Source organism: Brevibacillus laterosporus DSM 25 (genome assembly GCF_002706795.1).
Lineage (GTDB): Bacteria > Bacillota > Bacilli > Brevibacillales > Brevibacillaceae > Brevibacillus_B > Brevibacillus_B laterosporus.
In genome coordinates this window covers 1,341,672-1,365,000 of the sequence record NZ_CP017705.1, presented here as the reverse complement: position 1 = coordinate 1,365,000, position 23,329 = coordinate 1,341,672, and the positions used below count along the sequence as shown (strand labels likewise).

At 43.1% G+C, this 23,329-nt stretch carries 14 protein-coding genes, 3 tRNA genes, 2 rRNA genes and 1 riboswitch; of the genes, 15 read left to right on the top strand and 4 right to left on the bottom strand.

Features of this window, described 5'->3' with window-relative positions; genetic code table 11:
• Positions 1–16: 16 nt before the first annotated feature.
• The 12 genes from rrf to BrL25_RS06525 all read left to right on the top strand — a co-directional run bounded on the left by rrf (position 17) and on the right by BrL25_RS06525 (position 14,027).
• Positions 17–131 (top strand): 5S ribosomal RNA (gene rrf / locus BrL25_RS06580).
• A 144-nt stretch (positions 132–275) separates the two neighbouring features.
• A 23S ribosomal RNA gene (locus BrL25_RS06575) occupies positions 276–3,204 on the top strand.
• A 56-nt stretch (positions 3,205–3,260) separates the two neighbouring features.
• A tRNA-Arg gene (locus BrL25_RS06570) sits at positions 3,261–3,337 on the top strand.
• A gap of 11 nt (positions 3,338–3,348) precedes the next feature.
• Positions 3,349–3,425 (top strand) — tRNA-Pro (locus tag BrL25_RS06565).
• 9 nt (positions 3,426–3,434) lie between these two features.
• Positions 3,435–3,517, top strand: a tRNA-Leu gene (locus tag BrL25_RS06560).
• A gap of 162 nt (positions 3,518–3,679) precedes the next feature.
• The gene (locus tag BrL25_RS06555; protein ID WP_026315328.1) at positions 3,680–5,341 is read left to right on the top strand and encodes a dynamin family protein; all 1,662 of its coding nucleotides are present in this window, start codon (positions 3,680–3,682) and stop codon (positions 5,339–5,341) included.
• 11 nt (positions 5,342–5,352) lie between these two features.
• Entirely contained in the window at positions 5,353–7,335 is a 1,983-nt protein-coding gene (locus tag BrL25_RS06550) for a dynamin family protein (RefSeq protein ID WP_026315327.1), read from the top strand.
• 168 nt (positions 7,336–7,503) lie between these two features.
• Positions 7,504–7,707: a cold-shock protein gene (locus tag BrL25_RS06545; RefSeq protein ID WP_018673725.1), complete on the top strand. Its 204-nt coding sequence runs from the start codon at positions 7,504–7,506 to the stop codon at positions 7,705–7,707.
• Between the two features lie 130 nt (positions 7,708–7,837).
• Entirely contained in the window at positions 7,838–9,037 is a 1,200-nt protein-coding gene (locus BrL25_RS06540; protein WP_018673724.1) for a M20 metallopeptidase family protein, read from the top strand.
• A 57-nt stretch (positions 9,038–9,094) separates the two neighbouring features.
• Positions 9,095–9,931 (top strand): alpha/beta hydrolase, encoded by an 837-nt coding sequence (locus tag BrL25_RS06535; RefSeq protein WP_018673723.1) that lies wholly within the window; start codon positions 9,095–9,097, stop codon positions 9,929–9,931.
• A 238-nt stretch (positions 9,932–10,169) separates the two neighbouring features.
• Entirely contained in the window at positions 10,170–11,792 is a 1,623-nt protein-coding gene (gene cimA / locus BrL25_RS06530; protein ID WP_018673722.1) for a citramalate synthase, read from the top strand.
• A gap of 117 nt (positions 11,793–11,909) precedes the next feature.
• Positions 11,910–14,027 carry a S9 family peptidase gene (locus BrL25_RS06525; RefSeq protein WP_018673721.1) on the top strand — a complete coding sequence of 706 codons (2,118 nt, stop codon included), beginning with the start codon at positions 11,910–11,912 and terminating at the stop codon, positions 14,025–14,027.
• A 78-nt stretch (positions 14,028–14,105) separates the two neighbouring features.
• On the opposite strand, the gene BrL25_RS06520 is transcribed toward BrL25_RS06525, so the two are convergent.
• The 4 genes from BrL25_RS06520 to BrL25_RS06505 all read right to left on the bottom strand — a co-directional run bounded on the left by BrL25_RS06520 (position 14,106) and on the right by BrL25_RS06505 (position 20,183).
• Entirely contained in the window at positions 14,106–14,336 is a 231-nt protein-coding gene (locus tag BrL25_RS06520) for a DUF1128 domain-containing protein (RefSeq protein WP_018673720.1), read from the bottom strand.
• 32 nt (positions 14,337–14,368) lie between these two features.
• A complete protein-coding gene (locus BrL25_RS06515; protein ID WP_018673719.1) occupies positions 14,369–16,861 on the bottom strand; it encodes a U32 family peptidase in 2,493 nt (830 codons plus the stop codon).
• A 497-nt stretch (positions 16,862–17,358) separates the two neighbouring features.
• On the bottom strand, positions 17,359–19,119 hold the full coding sequence (ade, locus tag BrL25_RS06510; RefSeq protein WP_018673718.1) for an adenine deaminase: 1,761 nt from the start codon (positions 19,117–19,119) through the stop codon (positions 17,359–17,361).
• A 156-nt stretch (positions 19,120–19,275) separates the two neighbouring features.
• Positions 19,276–19,377: riboswitch (purine riboswitch) on the bottom strand.
• A gap of 200 nt (positions 19,378–19,577) precedes the next feature.
• Positions 19,578–20,183, bottom strand: coding sequence for a TetR/AcrR family transcriptional regulator (locus tag BrL25_RS06505; protein ID WP_018673717.1), 606 nt, complete (start codon positions 20,181–20,183; stop codon positions 19,578–19,580).
• 169 nt (positions 20,184–20,352) lie between these two features.
• Here BrL25_RS06505 and BrL25_RS06500 point away from each other — a divergent pair, with 169 nt between their 5' ends.
• From BrL25_RS06500 to pepV, 3 genes are all read left to right on the top strand, one after another.
• Complete coding sequence (locus BrL25_RS06500; RefSeq protein WP_018673716.1) at positions 20,353–20,841, top strand: N-acetyltransferase; 489 nt, start codon at positions 20,353–20,355, stop codon at positions 20,839–20,841.
• Between the two features lie 189 nt (positions 20,842–21,030).
• Positions 21,031–21,780: a GTP pyrophosphokinase gene (locus BrL25_RS06495; protein WP_018673715.1), complete on the top strand. Its 750-nt coding sequence runs from the start codon at positions 21,031–21,033 to the stop codon at positions 21,778–21,780.
• On the top strand, positions 21,767–23,218 hold the full coding sequence (gene pepV, locus BrL25_RS06490; protein ID WP_018673714.1) for a dipeptidase PepV: 1,452 nt from the start codon (positions 21,767–21,769) through the stop codon (positions 23,216–23,218). Before BrL25_RS06495 ends, pepV begins: the two co-directional genes overlap by 14 nt.
• Positions 23,219–23,329 lie beyond the last annotated feature (111 nt).

Sequence of the window (23,329 nt, the reverse complement as noted above, 5' to 3'; positions counted from 1 at the left end):
GAGCATTCTCTCAATGTCTGGTGATGATGGCAGAGGGGTCACACACGTTCCCATTCCGAACACGACCGTTAAGCCCTCTAGCGCCGATGGTACTTGCTCATTCGAGCCGGGAGAGTAGGACGTTGCCAGGCCGGTAACCTTCAAGGTTACTGAAACAATTATTTTGTTCTTTGAAAACTGGATAATGATAGAAAGCATACAAGGCAAACGTTCTTACTTTTAGTAGGAACATGCAATAACATTAGTGTAGATCGAAAGATCAAACCTTTAACTGTGGTTAAGTTAATAAGGGCACACGGTGGATGCCTTGGCGTTAGGAGCCGAAGAAGGACGCAGCGAACTGCGATAAGCCTCGGGGAGTGGTAAGCACACTTTGATCCGGGGATTTCCGAATGGGGGAACCCACCATCTGTAATGGGATGGTATCCTTCACTGAATACATAGGTGATGAGAAGGCAGACCCGGTGAACTGAAACATCTAAGTAGCCGGAGGAAGAGAAAACAATAGTGATTCCGTCAGTAGCGGCGAGCGAACGCGGAAGAGCCTAAACCGTAGGATTCATCCTACGGGGTTGTGGGGCGTTTCATATAGGAGTTACAAAAGACAGATGTAGGTGAACAGTTTGGGAAGACTGACCAAAGAGCGTGATAGTCGCGTAACCCAAACATCTGTCTCTCCGAGACCAACCCCGAGTAGCGCGGGACACGTGAAATCCCGTGTGAATCTGGCAGGACCATCTGCTAAGGCTAAATACTACCTAACGACCGATAGTGAACCAGTACCGTGAGGGAAAGGTGAAAAGCACCCCGGGAGGGGAGTGAAATAGTACCTGAAACCGTGTGCTTACAAATAGTCGGAGCACTTTCTATGTGTGACGGCGTGCCTTTTGTAGAATGAACCGGCGAGTTACGATAGCGTGCGAGGTTAAGTCGAAGAGACGGAGCCGCAGCGAAAGCGAGTCTGAATAGGGCGAAAGTACGTTGTCGTAGACCCGAAACCGTGTGATCTAGCCATGTCCAGGGTGAAGGTAGGGTAACACCTACTGGAGGCCCGAACCCACGCACGTTGAAAAGTGCGGGGATGAGGTGTGGCTAGCGGTGAAATTCCAATCGAACTCGGAGATAGCTGGTTCTCCCCGAAATAGCTTTAGGGCTAGCCTCGGATTTAGAGTCTTGGAGGTAGAGCACTGATTGGACTAGGGGCCCTCATCGGGTTACCGAATTCAGTCAAACTCCGAATGCCAAGTACTTATATCCGGGAGTCAGACGGTGAGTGCTAAGATCCATCGTCAAAAGGGAAACAGCCCAGACCATCAGCTAAGGCCCCCAAGTGTATGTTAAGTGGGAAACGATGTGGAGTTGCCCAGACAACCAGGATGTTGGCTTAGAAGCAGCCACCATTTAAAGAGTGCGTAATAGCTCACTGGTCGAGTGACTCTGCGCGGAAAATGTAACGGGGCTAAACATACCGCCGAAGCTATGGCAGTCCTTATGGACTGGGTAGGGGAGCGTTCCAAGCAGCAGTGAAGCCGTATCGTGAGGAGCGGTGGAGCGCTTGGAAGTGAGAATGCCGGTGTAAGTAGCGAAAAGACAAGTGAGAATCTTGTCCACCGAAAGCCTAAGGTTTCCTGGGGAAGGCTCGTCCTCCCAGGGTTAGTCGGGACCTAAGCTGAGGCCGAAAGGCGTAGGCGATGGACAACTGGTTGATATTCCAGTACCACCTCTGTTCCGCTTGAGCAATGGCGTGACGCAGGAGGATAGGGTGAGCGGCCTATTGGATGGCCGTCTAAGCAGTAAGTGTGGTGTGTAGGCAAATCCGCACACCAGTAAGCACAAGCTGTGATGGCGAGGGAAATATAAGTACCGAAGTCCCTGATTTCACACTGCCAAGAAAAGCGTCTAGCGAGGAACAAGGTGCCCGTACCGCAAACCGACACAGGTAGGCGAGGAGAGAATCCTAAGGTGCGCGGGATAACTCTTGCTAAGGAACTCGGCAAAATGGCCCCGTAACTTCGGGAGAAGGGGCGCCTCGGTAGGGTTTATAGCCCGAGGAGGCCGCAGTGAAAAGGCCCAAGCGACTGTTTAGCAAAAACACAGGTCTCTGCGAAGCCGCAAGGCGAAGTATAGGGGCTGACGCCTGCCCGGTGCTGGAAGGTTAAGGGGATGGGTTAGCGCAAGCGAAGCTTTGAACCGAAGCCCCAGTAAACGGCGGCCGTAACTATAACGGTCCTAAGGTAGCGAAATTCCTTGTCGGGTAAGTTCCGACCCGCACGAAAGGCGTAACGACTTGGGCGCTGTCTCGGCAAGAGACCCGGTGAAATCATAATACCTGTGAAGATGCAGGTTACCCGCGACAAGACGGAAAGACCCCATGGAGCTTTACTGTAGCCTGGTATTGAAACTTTGTGCATCATGTACAGAATAGGTGGGAAGCTGTGAAGCGAGGGCGCCAGCCTTCGTGGAGCTGTCGTTGGGATACCACCCTTGATGTACGGAGTTTCTAACTTGCCGCCCTTATCGGGTGGAAGGACCATGCCAGGTGGGCAGTTTGACTGGGGCGGTCGCCTCCTAAAGAGTAACGGAGGCGCCCAAAGGTTCCCTCAGAATGGTCGGAAATCATTCGTAGAGTGTAAAGGCACAAGGGAGCTTGACTGCGAGACCTACAAGTCGAGCAGGGACGAAAGTCGGGCTTAGTGATCCGGTGGTTCCGCATGGAAGGGCCATCGCTCAACGGATAAAAGCTACCCTGGGGATAACAGGCTTATCTCCCCCAAGAGTCCACATCGACGGGGAGGTTTGGCACCTCGATGTCGGCTCATCGCATCCTGGGGCTGAAGTAGGTCCCAAGGGTTGGGCTGTTCGCCCATTAAAGCGGTACGCGAGCTGGGTTCAGAACGTCGTGAGACAGTTCGGTCCCTATCTGTCGCGGGCGTAGGAAGTTTGAGGAGAGCTGTCCTTAGTACGAGAGGACCGGGATGGACGCACCTCTGGTGCACCAGTTGTCACGCCAGTGGCACAGCTGGGTAGCTATGTGCGGACGGGATAAGCGCTGAAAGCATCTAAGCGTGAAGCCCCCTTCAAGATGAGACTTCCCATAGCGCAAGCTAGTAAGACCCCTCATAGACGATGAGGTTGATAGGTTCGGTGTGGAAGTGCAGTAATGCATGGAGCTGACGAATACTAATCGGTCGAGGACTTATCCACATTGCCTTTATGCTGACTTCATTATCTAGTTTTGAAAGAACAATTATTTCTTTTTTGTGCCCTTAGCTCAGCTGGATAGAGCGTTTGACTACGAATCAAAAGGCCGGGAGTTCGAATCTCTCAGGGCACGCCATATTACTATAACGGGAAGTAGCTCAGCTTGGTAGAGTACTTGGTTTGGGACCAAGGTGTCGCAGGTTCGAATCCTGTCTTCCCGACCATTTAAATATGCCGGTATGGCGGAATTGGCAGACGCGCGCGACTCAAAATCGTGAGGGAAACCGTGGGGGTTCAAGTCCCTCTACCGGCACCATACATAATCAAAGCCTCGAGACGATGTTATCATCTGTCTCGGGGTTTTTTCCATATAGACGAACTGTATACTTATAAAAATATTCGCACATATAGATTGAACCTGTGGTGGTAGTATGGTACATTCGGTCATGGTAGAGTCATTAAGATGGAGGAATTACACGTGATTGGATATACGGAAGATATAAAACAAGGGAATAAGAAAGCATTACAACAACGAGTGGAGCAGCTAGGTCATGTGGCATTGCTGATGCGCCGAAATGGCGATGAGGCGCAAGCACTAAAAATAGAACAACTTGTAGCAAAAGGGAATGCAGAGGAGATGAGCATTGCTTTTTGTGGGCATTTCTCTGCGGGAAAATCTACAATGATTAACACGATACTTGGACAGGAACTATTGCCTTCTAATCCAATTCCAACGAGTGCAAATGTAGTCAAGATTCGTGGTGGACAGCCTGCTGCTAATGTTTATACCCGACATAGCGGAATCCTTCATTTTGATCCACAAACGAACTTAGAGGAGTTAAAAAAATTCGCTGTAGATGGTGACCAAGTAGAATGGGTAGAAATATGCTATCCGGGACTGTTTCTTGATGAGAAATCAAGCTTATTGGATACACCTGGCATTGACTCCACAGATGCCGCACATAAAGTAGCCACAGAATCTGCTTTGCACTTGGCAGATGCAGTTATATATATGATGGATTACAACCATGTGCAGGCAGAGGAAAATTTTAACTTTACTAAAATGCTTACAGATCGCAATAAGCCTGTCTATCTTGTCATCAATATGATTGATAAGCACGTTGAATTTGAACTGGATTTTGATGATTACAAGGAGAGTGTAGAAGAAGCATTCGCTACATGGAATATTAAGCCAGATGGAATTTTCTATACAACGCTATCTGAACTAGATCATCCTGAAAATCAATATGATGAATTCCGAGAAAAATTGATTAGCCTATATCATCACCGTACAGAATTGCTGATAGACAGTATTCTACATGCGTCTCTTGCTTTAATTGAGGAGCATATTCGCTTTTTACGTCGTGCTAATCAAGCACAGCTTGAAATAGTAACGGAGCAAATAGATAAAGGCTTATCAGCTTTAGAAGAGAAGGGGTTCCATGTAACAGATGAAGAGGGCCTGATACAATTACTAGCCTCGACTGAAAAAGAATGGACTCATTTACAACAAAATAAAGAACAAGCTTATGAGGAAATGGAAAAGGAGCTAAGCAGCTTATTACAAAATGCTCGCTTAACCTACTATAGTACTAATCAGGCAGCTGAAGCTTATGTAGAAACGCGCAAACCAGGCTTTAAGATAGGTCTCTTCTTCACAGCTAAAAAAACGGAAGAAGAGCGACAAGCAAGGCTAGAAGCTTTGTTTAATGACGTAGCAGAAAAGGTAGCAGGTAATCTAGACTTCCATTATAAACAACTGCTGTTAGCCTTTGCTGATCGTTACAACGTTCGTGATGAAGCTTACAATCGTGCTGTTCATGCTAATCAGATAGAACTTACCACCGATTGGCTTTCTTCTCTAGTAAAAGAAGGAGCAGGAACTAGTGAGTATGTCATGAATTTCTGTCAGGATATATCCGATAGCATTAAAGCCAAGTATCGAAAACAAGGCCTATCATTCATAGATCAATTACATTCAAAACTGGCAGAACAAATGATTGCTGAGGAAGGCAAGGTAAAAGAACGATTGGATGAATTAAGGATATTGCAACAAGCGTTCAAGCAACAGAAATCTTACCTCGACCAAGAAACGAACACAAAACAAGAACTCACATCGTTGTTATCAGGGGACATATAAAGGAGACCATTATGAACCAAGTAAAACAGATGTTACGTGCAGGTGCAGGTCAATTACGTCATGCAAGCGAGTTAATCAATCAGATTACTGGGTTAAAACAACAAGCGCAAGCAATGACAGAGCGTGCGCAACGCATGGAGGAAAATCGATTTACAGTTGCTTTATTCGGTGCGTTTAGTGCAGGTAAATCCTCCTTTGCCAATGCATTAATGGGAGATATGGTATTACCCGTTTCTCCCAACCCTACTACAGCAGCTATTAATAAAATTATGCCACCGACCGAGGTATATACACATGGAACCGTGCGTGTTGTACTAAAATCACAGGAATCGATTGAACAGGATGTTCTGCGCTCGTTAGCAGTGTTCGGTAAGCATGCGCATGATTTGACTAGTGGATGTGAAGCGGTGTCTTCCATCGAGGTATCAGACATAGCTCCAAATGCCAAGCCCCAATACACCTTTTTGAAAGCGGTAATAAAAGGCTTACCAGAGATCGAGAATTATCTTGGACAGGAGCTTTTGGTAGATGAAAAAGAGTTTAAAAAATTTGTTGCCAAAGAGGAAAAAGCCTGCTTTGCCGATTATATTGAGCTGTATTACACGTGTCCGTTGACGGAGCAGGGAATGGTATTAGTAGATACACCAGGAGCTGATTCTATCAATGCCAGACACACAGGCGTGGCCTTTGAATACTTAAAAAATGCAGATGTAATTTTATTCGTGACGTATTACAATCATGCATTTGCTCAAGCTGATCGAGAATTTTTATTGCAGATGGGGCGGGTAAAGGATACGTTTGAGTTAGATAAAATGTTCTTTATTGTCAATGCAGCTGATTTGGCACAAAATGATGAAGAATTGCAAGACGTTCTTACGCATGTAGAGAAAAACCTGTTATCCTGTGGTATTCGTCATCCGCGGATTTATCCGGTATCGAGCCAGACTGCATTGCTTGCACATATGCATAAAAATGGGAAGCTCACCTCCTCGTCGGAGAAAATTTATCGACAGCGTTCAGGTGTTGGTGAGAGTGAAGCATTACCTGATTTTCATACAGGGTTGAAATTATCAGGTCTGGACAAATTTGAACAGGATTTCTTACACTTTACGATAGATGGTTTAGCTCACATGGCTGTAGCCGCAGCTGAAGGAGAGATTAACCGTGCACGCACGATCTTAGCAGAGTTTCTAGACTTATCACAACAAGGAGAGACAGTCAGGGAAGAGCGACGTGCACATCTTGAAGAGGAAAGATCGACTGTAATACAACGCATACAAGCGGCCCAAATAAGCTCAATTTCTCGTTATATGGAACAGGAGAGAGTTGAACTTTTATACTATGTAAAGCAACGACTATTTTTACGGTTACCGGAGTTATTTAGTCAAGCATTTAATCCCTCCGTCTTAAAAGATGACGGGCGCAATCTAAAGAAAACCGCTCAAGCATGTATGGATGACCTGCTTCGTTTCATTGGATATGATCTAGCACAAGAGATGCGTGCTACTTCTCTTCGTTTAGAAAAGGTATTGCACAAGGAAGGAAATAAACGCGTCCAGGCTTGGCAGCAGGATGTGAAGGAAACCTTTCATGGATTGTTACTTGCTCCATATACCCAACAACAGATTGAAACACCAGTAGTACCTGAGAAGATGAAAGAAGTATCCGTTCAGTACTTTCAACCTGCCTTACAAGCTTTTAAAAACCCACGTGACTTCTTTGAAGGGGAAGGCAAAGGGAAAATGCGAGAGATGTTAGAAAAACTATTGCAGGAACCAATAGATCAGCAACTTGCTTGGGGAAACCAGATTTTAGAAGCTGTGTTCACCAAAGCTGTAGAGGATATGTGGCAAAAGGAGCAGGCCAAAGTGGAAGAGCAAGTGGATGAATACGTGAACGGTTTGCTGGCAGCGCTAGATAGTAATATAGATATAGCCAAGCTTCAAGCGGTACAGGCAGAGCTTCTTAGCATTTCAACAGAGTCTGCAAGCTAACCGGCATTCATCAGGTAGAACATTAAAGTTCAATCCTAAAGAATACTGTTCTTATAAAGACGTGATGAAAATTCTTATTTTCCCAAAAGCATTTGGGGAGATGCCTGCATAACATACCAAGAAAGCATTTGTTGCTTTACTGATTGATGGTAAGGGAGGCATCTTTGTATGCAAGGGAAAGTAAAATGGTTTAACAAAGAAAAAGGGTATGGATTTATTGAAAGGGAAGACGGTACGGACATTTTTGTTCACTATACCGGTATTAACGGTTCAGGATTCCGTAATCTAGAGCAGGGTGAGCAAGTAGTGTTTGATATCGTAGAAGGACAGCGGGGTCCACAAGCTACCAACGTCGAAAAAAATAATCAATAATGCTACACATAAATCACGACTACTTTTGCCTTTCCGGGCTTAAGTGGTCGTTTTACTTTTTTATAAGTCTTTCCCAATGTTCTTTGGTTTGTTATCATCAGAAAAAAGAGACAAAAGAGGAGTAATTGCTATGACCAATCAAGTTGTAATGCCTTTAGGTGCATATTTGAAGGAATGCTTTACTCAAATGGTGGATTGGCGCCGTCACTTACATCAATATCCTGAGCTGTCGTTTAAAGAAGAGAACACACCTGCAATGATTGCTCGCATATTAAGAGAAATTGGCCTAGATCAAGTGCGTGAAAAAGTAGGAGGTCGTGGTGTCGTCGGAACTCTGGTTGGAGGAAAGCCAGGTAAAACCGTTGCGATTCGTGCTGATTTTGATGCATTGCCGATTCAGGATCAAAAAGATGTCGAATATAAATCAAAGATTCCAGGTGTCATGCATGCATGTGGACATGATGGTCATACGGCAGGTTTGTTAGGACTTGCTAGTGTTTTAGCCCAACATCGTGAAGAGATTCCTGGTACTATCGTATTCTTGTTTCAATTTGCTGAGGAAGAGAACCCAGGTGGGGCAACCTATATGGTGCAAGACGGAGCTATGGATGGGGTAGACGCAGTATTTGGTGCGCATCTTTGGGCGGATTTTCCATATGGTAGTGTGGGGATTGCACCAGGTCCAGTTATGGCTAATGCTGATGATTTTACTATTCAGATTCAGGGTAGAGGTGGGCATGGTGCTATTCCACATCAAACAGTTGATTCTATTGTAATCGGATCACAGATTGTCAATAACATTCAAACGATTGCTAGCCGCAATGTGGACCCATTAGAAAGTGTTGTTGTGACGATTGGAACCTTCAACGCTGGAGATAACTTCAATGTGATTGCTGATTCTTGCAAAATGACCGGAACCCTGCGTACGTTTTTACCAGAAGTCCGTGATTTGAGTGAGCGACGGTTAAAAGAGATTGTGGAAGGTACAGCTGCTATGATGGGAGGAACAGCCGTCTTAGACTATGACAGAGGATATCCTGCCGTTATTAATACAGCAGAGGAAGCGGAGTTGGTACGACAAGCGGCTATGTCCGTTGTTGGAGCGGAGGGCCTTATACCTTTAAAACCGACTATGGGTGGAGAAGATTTTTCGTACTACTTGCAAAAGGCACCAGGAGCTTTCGTTTTTATTGGAGCAAGAAATGAAGAGATTGGAGCTTGTTATCCGCACCATCATCCGCGTTTTGATATTGATGAGAGAGCCATGCTTGTAGCCGCAGAAGTATTGGGACGGGCAGCATTAGCTTTTTTACACGATCATCAGGCGTAATGAGGTAGGAAGGATAAAAAAACGTTTTATATAACAAAAAGGCGGGTGGGAGTTATTATGCAAGAAGCTTTTGTGTTACCTCTTGAAGACTCTTTTGTGATACGTGGAGATGTGCATACTACAGCGGCACCAGGAGAAAAACAGCCTGTACTGATATTTTGTCATGGATTTAAAGGTTTTAAGGATTGGGGAAGCTTTCCTTATGTAGCAGGCGCTCTGGCCACAAAAGGAGTGACAGTCGTCCGCTTTAACTTTTCAGCAAACGGAGTCGGGGCGAGCCTGACTGAATTTGATGAACTAGAAAAATTCGGAATCAATACCTATGCCAGGGAACTCGCTGATCTACAGGTACTTATGAGCGCGATTCGGGGCCGTGAACTACCTTTGGCAGAGCATTTTGATACAGAACAAATCTTTGTGATGGGACATAGTAAAGGTGGGGGGGATTCTATTCTATTTGGTGCAGATCATCCAGCTATTAAGGGAATTATTACATGGAACGGTATTGCCAACGTAAATTTATTTGATGAAGAATTACGACAAGAAGTAAAAGAGAACGGCATAGCTTATATGATAAACGGACGAACTAAACAAAAAATGCCGATTACGTCTGAGGTAATTGAGGATGTCGATCAGAATGTAGAAGCTTATGATTTGGTGAAAAAAGTCTCTCAGCTTGATAAATCTCTCTTAATTATACAAGGTGAGAAGGATTCTGGACGTTTAGTACACGGAGCTAAACGGTTAAAAGAAGCTTATCCGAAAGCAATTTTGCACTGGATTAGGGAAGCGGACCATGTAATGAATACGAGACATCCGTTTACGGGAACGAGTGCAGAATTAGAAGAAGCGATTGAAGTTACTTCTCAATTCGTGCTTCAAAATACTCAATAGTAATGAAATGATAGGGGGGAATCAGCGTTACATGTATTGTTCGCGGGTTCCCCTACAAGTTTCCTTGCATTTTTAAAAATCTTGCTCTATTCATTCAAATGTCGATAGTATTTCCGATAAATGCCTTTTGTTAGCTCTTTTGCTTATGATATACTGATAGGCAAAATAGAGGGCTTGGATTGGAGATTGATTTTTTAGAAAAATCAAAATAAAGATAGAGGATGGAGAGGGATTAGTCATGAAGGGAAAAAAAATCTATCTGTACGATACAACCTTACGGGATGGTACCCAAGGAGAGGGAATCAGTCTATCTGTGGAGGATAAAGTTAAGATCGCTGTACGTCTGGATCAGTTTGGAATCGACTATATTGAAGGTGGTTGGCCGGGGAGTAATCCTAAAGATATGGCTTTTTTCCATCGGATGAAAGAGGTAGGGCTAACGCATACAAAGCTGACAGCCTTTGGTAGCACTTGTCGACCAAATATACAAGCTTCTCAAGATGATAATTTACGCGCAATTCTGGAAAGTGGTGTGTCTGTAGCCTCGATTTTCGGAAAAGCCTGGGATTTACATGTATACGAGGCCCTAAAAACTACGTTAACTGAAAATCTACGTATGATTCATGATTCTGTGAGTCACCTACATGAAAACGGGCTAGAAGTTATGTTTTTAGCAGAGCACTTTTTTGATGGATATAAAGCAAATGCTACATATGCATTGGATGTACTAAAAGCAGCAGAAGCAGCTGGTGCAGACTGGATCGTTTTATGTGATACAAATGGTGGAACGCTCCCTCATGAAATGAATGAGATTGTTACTCGGGTAAAGGAGGCCTGTAGTAAGCCGATTGGAATTCACCCTCACAATGATTGTGAGTTGGCAGTGGCAAATGTGATAGCAGCAGTTCAAGCGGGTGCAGAGCAAGTCCAAGGAACAATGAACGGGATTGGTGAGCGATGCGGAAATGTAAACTTAGTTTCTGTTATTCCCAATCTACAGTTGAAATTGGGATATCATTGTGTACCTGAAGATCGATTAAAGCAATTAACCAGTATTTCTCGCTATGTCGCTGAAATTGCGAACATTACGTTGCCAGTCAACCAACCGTTTGTAGGTAATAGTGCTTTTGCTCACAAAGGTGGTATTCATGTAAGTGCGGTTATGAAGAACACAAGTACTTATGAGCATATCGAACCGGAAGTTATCGGGAATCGCAGACGAATTCTTGTTTCGGAGCTATCAGGACAAAGTAATCTAATAGCAAAAGCAGAAGAATTACAAATATGTTTTAATGGAGAAAAATCAGTGTCAAAAGAAGTAGTACAGCGTCTGAAGGACAAAGAGTACGCTGGTTACCAATACGAGGGTGCAGAAGCTTCCCTTACCCTCATGCTTTTACAAGCATCGGGAGAGGAAGCTGAGCTGTTTCAGTTAGAATCCTTTAAAGTATTTATGGAAAAAAAGTCTGATAAATCAATTGTCTCTGAAGCGATGGTCAAGTGTAATATCAATGGTCAAACCGTACATACGGTAGCAGAAGGAAATGGACCGGTTAATGCACTAGATAATGCATTGCGAAAGGCATTAGAGCAACACTTCCCGACTCTTAGCCACATGCATTTAAAGGATTATAAGGTACGTGTTCTCGATGAGAGTGAAGCGACATCAGCTAAAGTACGGGTGCTGATTGAGTCCATTCATCAGGGAGAGAGCTGGAGTACAGTGGGAGTATCAACGAACGTGATTGAAGCTAGCTGGGAAGCACTTGCCGATAGTATTCGCTATTTATTGTGGAAACAAGGGGCAGAAGCTCTTGAACTGGAACGGGAAGAAGTACGGGTAGGCATTGTTAATCATTAAAAAGGCATCTAAGACACGACCTATTGTTTTTGCGTATGTCGTGTCTTTTTATACATAAGATGTTTGAAAGTAAATGTGTGGCGTGAAACTAAATAGGGGACATGAGGAGGAATGAATATGGTGACCAAAAAACGAAAGATGACTGCGGAAGATTTGTTGCGTTTTGAATGGTTGGAGGATCCACAAATATCTCCTGATGGGAATAGTGTAGTATATATCCGAAGAACAATTGATTCTAACGGAAAATATATTTCCAATTTGTTTATACGTTCTCTAGTAGGTTCAGAAGAACAGCAGTGGACTTTTGGTAACCATCGGAATTCTTATCCGCGCTGGTCACCAGATGGTAATTGGATTGCATTTGAGTCAGATCGTTCTGGAGAGACACAGGTTTGGTTACTTTCCATAAATGGAGGAGAAGCACGTCAATTAACAAATAACAAACACGGTGCTGCAAAGCCGATTTGGTCACCAAATAGTGAAAAACTGTTAGTTCAAGTAAGGTTATCTCCAAATGAAACGCTACATGAAACACAGGAAAATGTGGCTACATCTCCTGATGCTTCACCACATAGCTCTTCTCATGCTAAAACACCATACATAGCTACCTCATCGACGATTACAGATAAAGGGAGCAATAGTAAGTCTGAACCAGAGAGAAACGAAATCAGCTCGTCACCTGTATTACAAGGTAAGCCAGTCCTACAGGTGGATTATATTCGATATAAATCAGATGACGCTGGCTTGTGGGATGGAAAGTATAGTCAATTAGTATTATGTGATCGAAAAAGCGGTCAATTACGTCAAATCACTAATGAAGAGCAGGATCATTCAATGGCTGCCTGGTCACCAGATGGCAGGCAGATCGCGTGTTGTGTTACGGAGCGCAAAAGTGAGCGATTTTATCCTACCTGCGATTTATGGATTCATTCAGTAGAAGACAGCTCTTGGCAGAACTTGTCTGGTTCAACGGGAACGTTTATGTTTCCAACCTGGTCACCAGATGGCAAAATAATAGCGTGTGTAGGCTACGAGCGGGTGTTTGAACAGGAAAAATTAATGCATGTTTGGCATTTTCAGTTAGATACAGGAAATCGACGTTGTTTGACTGAAAAGTGGGATGTACACTTTTCAGATGCAATGGTTGGTGATATGCGTAGTGGACATATCAATCCAGGTGCTGTTTGGCGTGCAGATGGTCAAGGCAACTATATCACTGTTTCGGAGCAAGGTAGAGTGAGTCTTCACTATATATCAATCACTGGAGAGAATATTCCCCTTGTAAGCGGAGAGCATCATGTGTATGGATGGACTCTTCATAGCAAGAGCAGTAAGGCTGTCGTGGCGGTAAGTGATCCTTTGACTCCTGGAGATCTATTTTGTATTGATATGAAAAAAGGAGAAAGCAAACGGCTAACAACAAGTAATCAGTGGTTAAAAGAAGTGGAGTTATCCAGTCCTGAGATGATTACCTACCAAGCGGAAGACGGATGGGAGATTCAAGGGTGGATGCTAAAACCGGCTTTTTACAAAACAGGTGAAACCTATCCACTTCTATTAGAAATTCATGGTGGACCACATACGATGTATGGTTATACATTTTTTCACGAGCTTCAGTTTTTAGCAGCTAAGGGCTATGCTATTTTGTATACGAATCCGCGAGGGAGCCACGGATACGGTCAAAAGTTTGTCAATGCGGTTCGTGGTGATTATGGAGGACAAGATTATCAAGACTTGATGAACGGGGTTACTTATGTGTTAAGTCATTACGATTATCTAGATGAGCAACGGATGGGGGTAACTGGTGGTAGCTACGGTGGATTTATGACGAATTGGATTGTTGCACATGATAAGCGTTTTAAAGCCGCGGTGACTCAACGCTCCATCTCAAACTGGGTTAGCTTTGCAGGGGTAAGTGACATTGGATATTATTTTGCAAAATGGGAAGTCCATGGTGATTTGGTTACGGACCCAGATAGGCTATGGCAGCATTCTCCTTTGCGCTATGCTCAAAACGTTCAAACTCCTTTACTTATTTTACATGGTGAACGTGATTATCGATGCCCGATTGAACAGGCAGAGCAATTCTTCACTGCTATTAAACAACATAAGAAAGCCCCTGTACGCCTTATGCGTTTTCCAGATGCAACACACGAATTATCACGAAGCGGTGACACTGGGCATAGAATTATCCGGCTACAAGCGATTGCTGGATGGTTTGACGAATATTTATAATGTATACAAAAGGACCACATCACTCGGAATGTGGTCCTTTTGCTGTGTCATACTGTGTCAGCACTATTTTGCTACATTCTAATCTGTCTTACGCATGCTACCTAACTCTTCGACAATCGCGGTCATTTCGTTAACGCTAAAGCTGGTTTTCTTTTGCACCATGTTATATAGATATAACAGGTCTTCATAGCTATCCATTTTAAAATCCTCAGGACGCATTACTTGGGTATTCGCCATGTTTAGTTTGCTTTTAATTCCCTCGATAATGACAGTCAGGTTTTCTAAAGTCGCTTCTTGCAAATTGCTCATGCTCTACTCTCCTTTGTTTTCATCTGTTTTGTCTATTTGGTTAGTTGTCCGCGTGTTACACCAAGCTGGTTGGTTGCTTTTAATGTCTTCCATACTTTTGTGCCGGAAATCTCTCCGTGTAGAGCTTTGCGGTATAAGTGAATCACTTCTTGTACGCGAGAAGGTTCTTCCTCTAAAAATTCTATGCGATAAGCCCCTACTCCTAATCGTTTAAATTCTGGCAAATATTCGGCGCCGGATTGGTCAATTGCATTATAGACCGTATTGCGGCAGCCCGTATCTACACGGACTGGGTGAGAGAAGCCAACGCGATCTCGCAAGGAAGCACGTGATGTTTCACAAGGAGTACCACAATTCGTGTGATCTGTTCCTTCACTCATGAATGTACAATAAATGCAATGCTCGGTATGGAACATTGGCAAATGCTGATGAATAACTAGTTCTAGTGGCGAGGCATCTGTATGTTCAAGCATGTCGACCATCTGTTGAATATTTAAGTCATAGGATGGTGTGACGCGCTCAAGTCCATAGCCCATGAACAACTCAACAGCTTTATGATTAGCAATATTCAAAGAGAAGTCACCGATTAATGGGATATCTATTTCATCACGACGCGAAAGATAGTAGTACAAGGCTCCTGTGTTACGGACTAGAATCGCATCAGGCTTACTTTTTGCAATAAGAGCCAGTACGCCATTTTCATCCGGCATATGAATACGCATAGTAGCAAGCGCAATTTTTTTCCCGTATTGATGTGCCAATTTCACTGCCTGCGGATATTGCTTTACAAACTCGAAGTCTGCATAAATAAAGTCAACATCGGTTTGTGCTGCTGCTTCTATCTGTTCCAATGAACGACAGAGCACAGTCAGTAGTGGATGTGCTACTGGTTGATTGTTTGACACGGTAGCATAAACGTCTACTTGACTTTTTTGATAAACAGGCGGTTTACGGCGAAGATACAGCAGTTGCTCGCTTGCTTCACGGCGCATCCGGTTCAGTTCGCTGACAGGAATGATAACCTCGCCTTCCAAGTCTAATGAGAGACGATCCTCTGGCAGATGGAACAAGGTACCTCCTAGTCTGCTAAATTGATCATATAAAGAGGCCTGAGTTATTGGGCGCTTCATCGCTTGTTCTAAAGGCATAGTAGAAGCAATCGTTACCGCATGATTAGCTTGCTCATCAATCCACACGGTTTGCAGTGGTTCTCCTACACGTCCAGAAACGTGGAGAGCCACTGGGAACGTAGCATAAGGCTTTTCAGTCTCAAAGGTTTTACGCAGACGTTTGTTCAATTCAGGATCATTTGTTTTCCACACTCGATCGCCTACATGGATACGACCTAGCCTCACATCATTTCGACCCATGACAATTTCATATAAACCTTCCTGTACCTGACCTTCTACTTTATCACCATGCACTAAAATATCGTAGACCCGACCACCCTCTTCTTTTTGAGTCGGATCACCTGCATCAAATACGATGCCATCACCACGTTTTAATGGAGAAGTGACTTCTACTAGGAGTGCGTGCTTTAGCACCTTTTTTACTGTACCCAGGTAAACACCGCGGCTTTTCGGGAAGCTTCCGTCTAATAATAGGCGGTTATTTGTTCCTTCCAGAAAACCATGGGTGAATCCTCGTGAAAAGCTTTGTTGTAGCTCACGGATCTCATCCTTGTTTGGCTTAGCGTTGTTTCCAGCGAAATATCTGTCGATTGCTGCTCGATATTTGCTAACTACATTGGCCACGTATTCCGGTGTTTTTAGACGTCCTTCAATTTTAAAGGAAGTGACTCCTGCCTCAATTAATTCTGGCATGATTTCAATCGCGGCTAAATCCTTTGGAGAGAGTAAATAAGCGATGTTACCCATCTCTTTTTGGACTCCATCTACCATTAAATCATAGGGCAGACGACAGGCCTGTGCACATTCACCACGGTTGGCAGAGCGACCGCCCCACATTTCTGAGGTAAGGCATTGACCAGAGTAAGAGACACAGAGGGCTCCGTGTACGAATACTTCCATCGGTAGTTTTGCCTTTTCACCGATTTTCTTAATTTCTTTTAGAGAGTTTTCACGACCCAATACAACTCGCTCCATGTTATATGGTTTGGTAAACTCTACCGCTTCTGGAGAAGTGATGGTCATTTGAGTAGAGCCATGAATAGGGAAGTCGGGGCTGATTTCCCGGATTAATTTTACCAACCCTAAATCCTGCACAATTACAGCATCTACACCGGCGTCGATACAGGCATCGATTAATTCTTTGGCATCTTGTAATTCATTTTCAAAGACAAGAATGTTGAAGGTAAGAAAGCCCCTCACCCCATACATATGCAGATAAGCCATAATCTCAGGTAATTCTTTCATTTGAAAGTTTTCGGCACGAGCACGTGCATTAAACTTCTCTACACCAAAAAAGATGGCATTTGCTCCGTTGGCAACAGCGGCTTTTAGACAATCCCAATTACCTGCAGGTGCTAGCAATTCAATATCTTCTCGTCTAATCTGATTCTTCACGAATGGTAACCCTCCAAACAAATATGACGCTCTTTTTAATAGGATGTAGTGCTTCTTTATAAAAGAGCAATTTATAATAGCAAAACAAGTCATGTAGTAAAAAACAGACATTTGCTTTTTAATCGTAAGGCAAATGTCTTTGAGTCTGCGATATTATCGTTTCTTCAATAGGTAATAGATTTATTTTGCCCACATTCTAATAGGGCTTAGACAGGCACAAATCTAGTAATATAGAAAAAATCTCTATCCTCCATCATAGGAGAAGATAGGTTGAGTCGCAAGAAAAAGATGTGCTAAAGAAGAAATTGGTCATTGTTACTTCGTGTGATCTTGAACTCTACTGATTCATTCGGCAAAATATAACATAAATTTACATTTTATTCACTTTTTTGTTTGTAATTTGTGGTAAACTTAGTATATTGATGGTATATAGTAAAAAAGGAACAACGGCTCATAATCACCTATTGTTCCTTCATCTATTCGTCCTACTTTATTTATTACTTCATCACTAGTTCACGTTCATCAACAGATACGTCCATGTGTACAAATTGCTTCACATCAAAAAGTCCCATGTCAGTCAGCTTCAATGTAGGGATGACTGGTAGAGCTAGAAAGGAAAGCGTCAGGAATTGAGAGAACTCCTGAGATGCACCAATACGAAGTAATGCTTTGTCTAACTGATCGAGTTCTGCCATTACACCGTCAGCAGGACGTCTTGTCATTAAGCCAGCAATTTCTAGAGAAAGGGAAGCTAAAACCTTTCCATTTTCAACAATGACAAGCCCACCCTGCATCTCTTCTAGTGTTTTAATCGCAGTTAGCATATCCTGATCGTTGGTTCCAACGGTAATAATGTTATGGGAGTCATGGGCAATCGTGGTAGCCATTGCACCTGATCGTAGGCCAAAGCCTTTAACAATTCCTACTCCGATATGACCTGTTTGGTGATGGCGCTCCACCACAGCCATTTTCGCTAAATCACAGTCGATCGATGTCTGGAAGAATCCGTTGGCGATGTCTACGTCTTCAATCAGATGCTCGGTTACAATGCTATTAGGAATTACACCGATTATATGGGCTTTTTTCTTAGTCATAGGTAGTTGAAGCTCGCGTTCGGTCACTGGTGTTATACGTACACTATTGGTGATCGTAGCTGGTACATTTGTAGGAGTAGAGATATTTCCTTCGTAACGGCCGTTTTTTGCTACCTGCTTACCATTTTTCCACACATCGGTAATACTTACTTGTTCTAGGTTGTCCATTATAACTAGATCAGCTATATAGCCAGGAGCAACGGCACCTTTTTCTGTAAGACCATAGCATTCAGCAGCGGTAAGTGTAGCCATGCGAATTGCGGTAATTGGATCAATACCACATTGGATAGCCAGACGTATGCTGTAATCTATGCTTCCTTCTTTAAATAGATCATCTAAATGCTTATCGTCAGTACAGAACAAGCAACGTGCTGCTGTGCGTTCATTAACTACTGAAATAAGATTCTTCAAGTCTTTGGCAGCAGATCCTTCACGAATGAGTAGGTACATACCTAATTGAAGGCGTTCCTTAGCATCTTGTAAGGTTACCGCTTCATGATCTGTCCGAATTCCTGCTGTCATATATACGTTAATAGCGTCCTTGGAGAGCCCAGCGAGATGTCCATCCAATTTTTTACCATGTTGTCTGGCATCAGCGATTTTTCGAACCATATCATCACTACCGCTCATGACAGCTGGATAATCCATGACCTCAGCTAGGCCAAGCACACGGGGGTGATGATAAAAGGGAGCAAGGTCTTTGGCATACAGCTTCGCACCTGAGTGTTCAAAGGAGGTAGCAGGTACACAAGAAGGAAGCATCACATACACATCAAGGTCAAGCCCTTCTGATGCTTCTAGCATGTATGAAATACCAGCGGCACCTGATACATTGGCAATCTCGTGAGGATCGCAGACTACAGTAGTCACTCCATGAGGGAGAACAATTTCGGCGAACTGAGTAGGTGTTACCATAGATGATTCAATGTGAACATGCCCGTCGATGAAACCCGGGGCGATGTATTTACCTTTAGCATCCCAGACATCTTTACCTTCATAGGCTCCGATTCCAATGATCATACCATCTGTAATGGCTACATCTGCCTCAACAATCTCTCCAGTAAAGACATTTATGATTTTACCATTCTTAATAACCAAATCAGCTTTAGCGTGTTTGGAGGCTGCTTGGATACGTTTTTGTAGGGCAGAAGGTTGAATGTTCATTTGAATCGCTCCTCTAGTAGTTATAGTTATACATAACGAGAAAAACCCCAGGAATCGACCTGGGGCTCTATGAACACGAAAACACATGATAAGACGTGAAGGAAGTAGGGTGTTTTGCTATAGGTATAACAAAATAAACCGCTACATAATTCGCAGTCTTACTTGTATCATCCGCGTAGTCAGGTTATTTACGGTAACCCGGTAGAGACTTATAGGCCATATTCCTATGATTATACGTGGCTATCATTTTTATTTTCATAAGGGTGTTGATGTCTTTTTTAAGAAAGATATTGTTTTGTATTGTAGTAGCACATGAAAGATAAGTCAATATAAATTATGATTCATTTGAACAAGAGAGCTATTGGAAGGGGGTGTAACTATTTGGTACCTAAATGTAGAACATAAACAAACCGGCTACTAGAAGGCTTCGGTAACCGGTTCACTAGAAAGAACTATTCTTATGATTGGGTAGACACATCTAGACCTTCAAATACAATTGAGACCTTCTCTTCCATGATTTCTTCCAAAGGCCAGCCACCATCGCTACGTACCCAATCATATAAGGCGTTGTAATAGATGTTTTCCAGCATATTGGCTGCAATTAATGGATTAATTTTACTTTTCAGTCTCCCTTTCTCTTGAGCATCTTCAATTAAATCAGCAAATAATTCTCTTAGCTCAAAGTACATATTTTTCTTTTCCGATTCCAGAACTTTACGATGCTTCATAGAGGATTCAATCAGTACTTTCAAAAAATCGTAATTCTGTATATTTACTTCGTTTAAGATTTTATAAATGCGTAGGACGCGTTGTTTACAACTCTCGCCAAAATCCCACTCTTCGCGCCTATCTTCAATTTCCTGTAAGCGTTCATAGCCCCAATTGGCAAGAATCGCTTCTTTTGAGGTGAAATGTAAAAAAATGGTTCCGCGTGCCACATCCGCTTCCTCGGAGATCATATCAATCGTGGTCGCTTCAAAACCATGTTCTTTAAACAATTTAATAGCAGCATTAAAAATACGTTCCTTTGTTTCGCGCTTCTTGCGCTCTCTGCGAGTAATCAAGCTAACACCTCCTGGTAGAAGTATATCATAATCTTGCTAACTCACTAGGGAATCGTCAAGAAAATTGTGCCATTATTTAAATAAAAAACACTTTACGAGTGGCTTAGTTAGAATGTATATTTATTATTAATAATGAATTTTTATACGTTATGAGTGGAGGAGTAAAACCATGAGTATGACAGGTACACTGGTAATTCGCCATGCAACTATACACGATATAGACCAAATGTTAGAAATTATCAATCATTTCGCCGCGAAAGGATTAATGCTCCCCCGTACCAAGCTGTCCATTTGTGAACATCTACAGTCCTATATCATCGTGCACGATGGGCAAGGAGTAATGGGAATGGGTGGCTTGCATATTTTGTGGGAGGATTTAGCAGAGATTCGCTCGCTTGCTATGGCTGAACGTGCGCAGGGAAAGGGGATTGGCAAGAAGCTTGTTCTCGCTTTGGTGGAAGAAGCAAGAAAATTAGGGATACGTCGAGTGCTGTCACTAACGTATCAGGTTGAGTTTTTTCACAAATGCAGCTTTCAAATTGTTCAAAAAGAAGCCTTGCCGCAAAAGGTATGGAAAGATTGCATCAACTGCTCCAAATTACCGATGTGTGATGAAATTGCTATGGTACGCATCTTAGAACCAGCTGAATATGAATAAAAAAGAAGTAAAGCGGGAAGAATGTGCCAGACCTTATGGTGGCAGCGTTTTCCTGCTTTTTCACTCTTAGGGTGAGAGTGAATAATTTTATGGGTTTACATAATGATGAAAGGGCTTTCAAAAGCAGGATATTCCGTAGTACCTGTTGAATAAATATAAGGACAAGGAATCCAAGTCGGAGGTAAAAACGTGCAAAAAATGGATTGGGACTTGTATCTAATGCCTTATGAGCAAGCTGTAGAGGAATTAAAAGTTAAATTAAAAAATATTCGTAATGAATTTAAAAAACGGAAAGTTCACTCGCCAATCGAATTTGTTACCGGTCGAGTCAAATCAATTAATAGCATTTACAACAAAGCTACTCGTCTTCATTTTCCTATCAACGAAAATATTGCATGGGAAATTCGAGACATTGCTGGATTAAGGATTATTTGTCAGTTTATCGATGATATATCGTTTGTCGTAGATATGCTACGTGAACGCAAGGATATGAAGATTTTTCTGGAAAAGGATTATGTGACACAGCCTAAAGAGACGGGATACCGTGGCTACCATCTAGCAGTGGAGTATCCAATCATGACCATAGACGGACAAAAAACCATACCTGTTGAAATACAAATTCGGACGTTAGGCATGAATTTTTGGGCCACGATTGAGCATTCCTTACAATATAAATACGAAGGAATTATTCCGGAAGACATCAAGCTACGTCTTGTCGAATCAGCCAAAGCTTCCTATACGCTAGATAACGAAATGAATAAAATTCGTGATGAGGTTAAAGAGGCTCAGATTGAATTTACTAGGAAAAAGGAGTCCCCGATTGATCCACTACTTAGCATTGTGGAGCTTGATTTAGATGTAGACACCGAATCGGTCTATTTTGATGAGAAGCAAATCGCGCTACCAGAAGACAAGGAGGAAGAAAATGAGCACAATTAATTGGCAAAAAGAAGTAGAGAAACGAAAAGACGAATTAATCGCCACTACACAGCGCTTTTTGCAGATCGATAGCGTGCTGGACCCAGATACGGCGGGGGAAGGAGCTCCATTTGGCAAGGGAGTTCAGGCAGCATTGCAATTCGCATTGCAAACATGTGAGGATGCAGGTATGACGATCAAGAATATCGATGGATATGCTGGTCATGCTGAATTTGGACAGGGTGACGAGTGCATTGGTGTTTTAAGCCACGTAGATGTAGTACCACCGGGGGATGGTTGGACTATTCCACCGTTTGCAGCAGATATCATCGAGGGAAAAATAATTGCTCGTGGAGCTTTGGACGATAAAGGCCCCGCTATGGCAGCTATTTTTGCCGCAAAAATGATCAAAGAGCTTGAGCTACCACTTCAGAAACGGATTCGACTTATTTTTGGAACGGATGAGGAGTCGGGCTGGGAATGCGTGAAACGTTATTTTGAATCAGAGGAAATGCCGACAATGGGCTTTACTCCTGATGCTGACTTTCCGCTCATTTATGCTGAAAAAGGATTAACTCATCTGGTTTTACGCCAAACGAATGAAAACTTTGAACAATTGATGAATCAGGCTCCTCTGAACGTTAGCCAAGAAGGAACCACACAGCTTCTCTCCTTCCATGCTGGTATGCGTGTGAATATGGTACCAGAGATAGCAGAAGCAGAGCTAGCTTGCCCGCCCGAACAAGTAGTGGCATGGACCGAAGCATATCAAATTTATTTAGAAAAAGAACAGCGTCGAGGTCATATTACTCAAACGGATACAGGTGTAGTATTCAGTTTGCAGGGAGTTTCGGTTCATGGTATGGACCCAGCAAAAGGGGTAAATGCAGGAGCCTATCTAGCTCAATTTTTACAAAAATGCGATTTGGACGTGCGAGGACGCGCATTTGTTGACTTTATAGCGACTTATTTGTTTGAGCAGCATGATGGCGAGGCATTTGGGATTAACGCAGATGATCAGGAGATGGGATCACTTACGTTGAATCCAGGTATTTTTCACTATGTAGCTGGTGAGGACGTACGTTTCGATCTGAACATTCGCTATCCACATTCCATTTTGTTTGAACAATGGAAGCCGAGGCTTGAACAAGTCGCAGCTGAACATGGCTATCTGTTAGAAATCATTACTCATAAAAAGCCACATCGTGTAGACCCAGCTCATCCCCTAGTAACAACTTTACAGCGAGTCTATACGGAACAGACTGGTGAAAAGGCTGAATTGTTAGCAATCGGCGGGGGGACATACGGGCGTGCTTTAGATGTTGGTGTTGCATTTGGTCCACTATTTCCTGGTAGACAGGATACAGCTCATCAACGAGATGAATACCTGTTAGTAGAGGATTTATTGAAGGCTACGGCAATATACGCACAGGCAATTTTTGAATTAGCGAAAAACTAAGCCATATCTTTCTTGTCTTTTAGGAAATACTTATATTACTATAGAGAAAGTGTCTTCTAGGACAAACATGAGCGAATAGGCTGGTAGATCCAGAAATTAGGTAGTAGACTG